The sequence below is a fragment of the Psychrobacter sp. 1U2 genome, assembly GCF_051847575.1.
On sequence record NZ_JBPYDC010000047.1, the window covers coordinates 1 to 4833 of the forward strand.

The 4833-nt window shown below is 38.2% G+C and carries 7 protein-coding genes; 5 read left to right on the plus strand and 2 right to left on the minus strand.

All coding sequences use genetic code 11. The features are described 5' to 3' along the window. The 4 genes from ACS8FD_RS12805 to repM all read left to right on the plus strand — a co-directional run. Nucleotides 1-446, plus strand: a 446-nt coding sequence (locus tag ACS8FD_RS12805; RefSeq protein WP_439276187.1) for a hypothetical protein, incomplete at its 5' end; no start/stop codon positions are given. A 15-nt stretch (nt 447-461) separates the two neighbouring features. Beyond that, nucleotides 462-629: a hypothetical protein gene (locus ACS8FD_RS12810; protein WP_439276189.1), complete on the plus strand. Its 168-nt coding sequence runs from the start codon at nt 462-464 to the stop codon at nt 627-629. An 18-nt stretch (nt 630-647) separates the two neighbouring features. Next, nucleotides 648-923 (plus strand): hypothetical protein, encoded by a 276-nt coding sequence (locus tag ACS8FD_RS12815; protein WP_439276190.1) that lies wholly within the window; start codon nt 648-650, stop codon nt 921-923. A gap of 559 nt (nt 924-1482) precedes the next feature. Continuing rightward, nucleotides 1483-2424 carry a replication initiation protein RepM gene (repM, locus tag ACS8FD_RS12820; RefSeq protein ID WP_439276191.1) on the plus strand — a complete coding sequence of 314 codons (942 nt, stop codon included), beginning with the start codon at nt 1483-1485 and terminating at the stop codon, nt 2422-2424. Between the two features lie 77 nt (nt 2425-2501). Here repM and mobQ read toward each other — a convergent pair whose 3' ends face one another. After that, nucleotides 2502-4238: a MobQ family relaxase gene (mobQ, locus tag ACS8FD_RS12825; protein WP_439276192.1), complete on the minus strand. Its 1737-nt coding sequence runs from the start codon at nt 4236-4238 to the stop codon at nt 2502-2504. 2 nt (nt 4239-4240) lie between these two features. After that, on the minus strand, nt 4241-4468 hold the full coding sequence (locus tag ACS8FD_RS12830; RefSeq protein WP_439276193.1) for a hypothetical protein: 228 nt from the start codon (nt 4466-4468) through the stop codon (nt 4241-4243). A 155-nt stretch (nt 4469-4623) separates the two neighbouring features. Between ACS8FD_RS12830 and ACS8FD_RS12835 the strand changes: the two genes are divergently transcribed. Continuing rightward, nucleotides 4624-4833, plus strand: a 210-nt coding sequence (locus tag ACS8FD_RS12835) for a hypothetical protein (protein ID WP_439276194.1), incomplete at its 3' end; no start/stop codon positions are given.

A 4833-nucleotide genomic window follows, 5' to 3' on the forward strand; every position in this document is an offset into this window, starting at 1 on the left:
TTTCACGCTACAGATTTCTAGAAGAGAAGTCTTCAAGGATATTAGGTTTGATTACATTCTTGTTACCCTCTACTTCTACTATTTTATACTGGATTTACTCTAACAATAGTGACTTGTTCAACCCCTATGTGATGCTATCAATTTTGATATCAATAGTTGCCCTTTTACTATCCTTATCATGCGTTTTGGCGACTTACTATATGTCAAAAAAACCTGTGCTGATAATATCTGAACAAAACATTGGTGAAGCAGATAGTAAGAACTTTAATACTATCTACCTCAACTTCTTACAAGCTTACCGTCGCTCTATAGATCAGTATAGGACAGTTAATGAAAAAAAGGCTCAATGTTTAGACTATGCTTATAGGTTTCTAATCGCTTACTTTATTTCTTCCTGTATTATGGCTATATTCATAGCAATGAGCTTCTTTTCTTTAACAAAATAAGTCATAGGAAATAAAATGTCAGATAAATATAAACCTGAACACGATATTGACACTGTCACCGTAACTTCAGTTAAAGGTGATAACAATCATAAAGTACAAACGACTGCGGATAGCCAACCAAAGGTTATAACTGTGATGGTAAGAGACAGCAAAACAGTTATAAATTCTAATAAAAAAGGATAGCAACTAGGTTGATATTTAATGGATATTAAAAATCTTGAGCAGAAGAGACAAGAAGCATTAGACAAAGCCAAACGACTAAAAGTACAAATTGATAAAAAGATGAATGGTCAAAAATCTGTGCTTGGTGGCATGATAATGAAAATAGCTGAAGAAGACCCTAGCCGTATCCCTCAAATTCTAGCTGACATTGAAAAACACGTGACTAGAAAGGCTGATATTAGCCGTTTAGAGGGCTTTAAGAGTGAATTGGGTAGTAGGGTATCAGAAAATAGTAATCAAAATGGTATGAGCTAATATAGAGCTGTTTACGACACTAATTAATCAACGTTACTTAATTAGTGTCGTTACTTTAGTCATCATCATCATCGTCGTAGTCATTGAAAGATTCATAATCTTCTACATTACCGCTTCCACCACACTGCCAGCATGGTTGTTGTTTATTCATATTGTTCTGTATAAGACCTATACCACCACATACATCACATTCTCTCGTAGACATAAATTTACCTCACTGAATTAAGTGGAAAAATACGATGTTACTACTCAATTATTGATGTTTCAAGGAAGTGTATTAGGCAATTTTTTTCTTTTGTTTTTATTTATTTATCGACAATCAAAAAGGCTTTTAAGGCTTTTAAGGCTTTTAAAAGCTTTTAAGACCTCTGAATCTCTTATCATTAAAGGGGTGTAGCTCCCATTCGAATACGTTTACTTACCCATTCGAATACGTTTACTTACCCATTCGAATACGTTTACTTACCCATTCGAATACGTTTACTTACCATTCGAATACTTGAATAAATTTGTATTTAAATATACAATTAAATATATGTATTCAAACATGGAAGTTATTATGGCTAAATCTAATCTAGTAGTAAAAACCAATTATCTAAACACCGTACTACAAAATCTAAAGCTATCAGAAATACGCATAGTACAATTGGCAATTGTAGATGCAAGAGAAACTGGTACAGGATTAAGTGCAGAGATACCACTTCGTATTGATGCCAAAAGGTATTCTGAGGTTTTTAATACCACTCGTCAAAATGGTTACCTAATGATGAAGGACGCTGAAGACACGTTGTTCAACAGACGTTTTAGCTACTTTGATGATGAAGGTAAGCTAGTTAAATCTCGCTGGTTGTCTCAAGTTAGATATTTAGATGACGAAGGAGCGATCGAAGTTGTATTTACTCCAGCTGTAGTAAAAGGTATTACTCGGATTGATGGGGCTGAAGAGTTTTTTACTAAGTATTTACTAGAACAAACGGCTGCAATGGATAGTAATTATTCGGTAAGACTTTATGAGTTGCTGGTTCAATGGAAGCAAGCCAAAAAAACACCTGTATTCGAATTGGAGAAATTTAGAGGTCAGTTAGGGCTAGAGTCTGACGAATACCAGACTATGAGTAACTTTAAAAAGAGAGTCTTAGAGCTTGCTGTTGAAGAGATAAACGAGAAATCAGACCTCAATATTAGTTACACTCAAAAGAAAAAAGGCCGCAGAATTGTAGGTTTTAGTTTTATTATTTTAGAGAAGAAAAAAACGAAAGAAATTAGTGTTCAGCGTAACTCTGACAATGGCGATATGTTTATGGTTGAAGGGTTGAGTGATAAACAGTTGGGGCGTATCGCACGTAACAAACAGTTTATGGCAGATTACAATCACTTGGTTAGCTCGACCAGTCCAGCAGGACAGACAGAGCAAGGATGGGAATTTGAGATGATAAACCGTCTAAAAAAAGACCCTACCCAATTTACGAAGCGCCCAATACGTGATTACTTAGACTGTTGAGATCAAGAGGTAGCCAAGATCAGGCAGTCTTTTCGCCTGTCCTGGCTACCTCTGATCCAACAACCGAAGGGCGTTAGTTACCTGTTCATGCCCCTATCTTGGTCTAGGCTCTTATCAGTTTTTCTGACTTCATATTCCTGTTGTACGTTGTAGCTGCTGCCATTGTTCTCAAGATTATATGATTTCCCTTGCTCAACACTTGATAAAGCAGGGTGATAAACAGTTCCGTCCCTTGTCTGCTGCACAATGCCATTTTCATCAGCTCGCAATATCTTACCGCTATACGTTTTGCCTTGTTGGGCGTGGAAGTCTGCCCCATACTCTTTTGCTTTCTCGTCTTTTTTCGCCCTGTTTAACTCTTGTAGTATCTCAATCGCCTGTTGTGCTTTGGCATGATATGACGGTTCATGTTTGGCTATGTGCTGCTTAGCTTGTTCTAAGTGTTCATCAGTTACGCCATTATCTTTAATGCTGTCATGCCTTGCCTTGATCGCATTAAACGCATTTAAGGCGTTTTGTTTGTCCTCTCGCCATTTGTCTTTACCAAAAAATAACGGCTCGTTATCTCGTAACTTCTCAAAATTAGCCAGTGCAGGCTTACCCTTGTCCTGTAGTGTCTTTAGCTGACTGCTTAAAATAGCTTTGGCTGCTGTTTCAATCTTTTCGACATACTCCAAGTATATCTTGCGGTTCTCTCTGAACACATCAGGCGATGGCTTGGTAACTGCTGTTACCTCGCTTTGTTTTTTGATTTGTTGAGGTGTTGGAGCAACTGTTCTATCTAGTTTTGCACTAGATTTTTTGGCTTCTAGTTGGCGTTGATGTTCAGCAATTGCTCTATTCGCTCGGTCAATAGCTCGTTCTGCTTCTTCTGTTTGCCGCTGAGCGTCAGCAATGACTTGATTTGCGAAGTCTGTGTTTTGATCTGTTCGTGCTGTGTTTTTAGCTGTGAACTTAACATATTCAATTGTTCGGTCAATTGCTTCTCTAACTCTGTCATTGCTTTGTTCTCGCTGCTCTTTTAAGTCTTTTATGCTCTTATCAAGCTCCGCTACTTGGTTCAGCGTTTGGTTAAAATCCCTAACCATGCGATTGTAATCGCCTTTATCGGTGGCGATACCTTTGCGCTCCATCGCTGACGCTTCCCAACCTAGCTTTTGCGTGGGTAGTTGCTCTAAACCTCTGTCTTTATGGCTTCTGTGGTCAATTCGAGCATCAACTTTGGCTTCTTTGAGGTGTTTATTGGTCAAATCAGCCCATTGCTTACGGATCAGCTTCAGCTCGTCCCTAGCACTTGGTAAATCACGCTCTTTAAGCTGGGTATTGCTCATTTCTAGCTGTGATTTGCTAGTTAAGGCGACTCTGCCACTCTCTAAGCGTTCCAGCTTGCGTGTGGTCAACATAATATGGGCGTGATGGTTACGGTTGTCGCCCTGTGCATCAGGTGTATGTACTGCCACATCAACGGCAACACCATATTGATTGGCTAAGTCCTTGGCGAACTCATTCACGAGCATAATACGCCCACGCCCTGATAATTCATGGGGTAGATTAACGACTATCTCTCTTGCGGTTCTGCTGTTTTTTCTTGTTTCGGTGGCTTCCGCTAAGTTCCAAAGCTCGTTACGCTTAATCTCTAAATCATTTGGGGTATGAAGTCGGGTAGATACTACACCGCTTCTCTTAGTGTAGTCGTGTTCTTTGCCTGTACGTTCATCTTTGATAGCAATACCGGCACGATAAGCAATAGACGCAGTGGCGGTTCTTCCACTACTGCGTGATACTGGCTTAGTCGATAGGTGATAGATTGCCATGATTAGCTAATAGAACTAACGAAATTCTGAGATCCCAATACAACCCCTATCTCATTAAATGTAGCTTTAGCCTTAGCCTCTTCTTCAATCACAATTCGTAGAGTAGAATGCGCGGCATTAGATAAATACATTTCAATATAGTATTTATTATCCATTCCTTTTTTCATGTCTACCTTACTGACGAAATCTAGGTTAATGTACTTATCTTCATATCTAATAAATTTTGACATATCTTTTCTCTTTTTTGGGGGTCAAGGGGGTTTCCCCTTTGCGAATTATGAAATCTAGCTATACTGTAACAAAGTGGAATGTTAGCATAGTTTTCGTAAGTTCGCACTTAGTCAGTGGGACTCAACCATTACTTATCATTTATATGGTTTTTTATATGAAAAAGATTAAAGGTTTATTAACGTTCTTTAGTGACTTAAGTAGCAAATTAGATGATTTGATCGAGGTAACCTCACCTAGCAATTATAAAACCTTATTAGATATATCTTCTAAGCTTTATGATGATGAAGTTTCACGCTACAGATTTCTAGAAGAGAAGTCTTCAAGGATATTAGGTTTGATTACATTCTTGTTACCCTCTACTTCT

Bases quoted from the DNA above. Each gene is read 5' to 3' on its own strand.
- ACS8FD_RS12810 (WP_439276189.1), top strand. From the start codon at position 462: ATGTCAGATAAATATAAACCTGAACACGATATTGACACTGTCACCGTA.
- ACS8FD_RS12815 (WP_439276190.1), top strand. From the start codon at position 648: ATGGATATTAAAAATCTTGAGCAGAAGAGACAAGAAGCATTAGACAAA.
- repM (WP_439276191.1), top strand. From the start codon at position 1,483: ATGGCTAAATCTAATCTAGTAGTAAAAACCAATTATCTAAACACCGTA.
- mobQ (WP_439276192.1), bottom strand. From the start codon at position 4,238: ATGGCAATCTATCACCTATCGACTAAGCCAGTATCACGCAGTAGTGGA.
- ACS8FD_RS12830 (WP_439276193.1), bottom strand. From the start codon at position 4,468: ATGTCAAAATTTATTAGATATGAAGATAAGTACATTAACCTAGATTTC.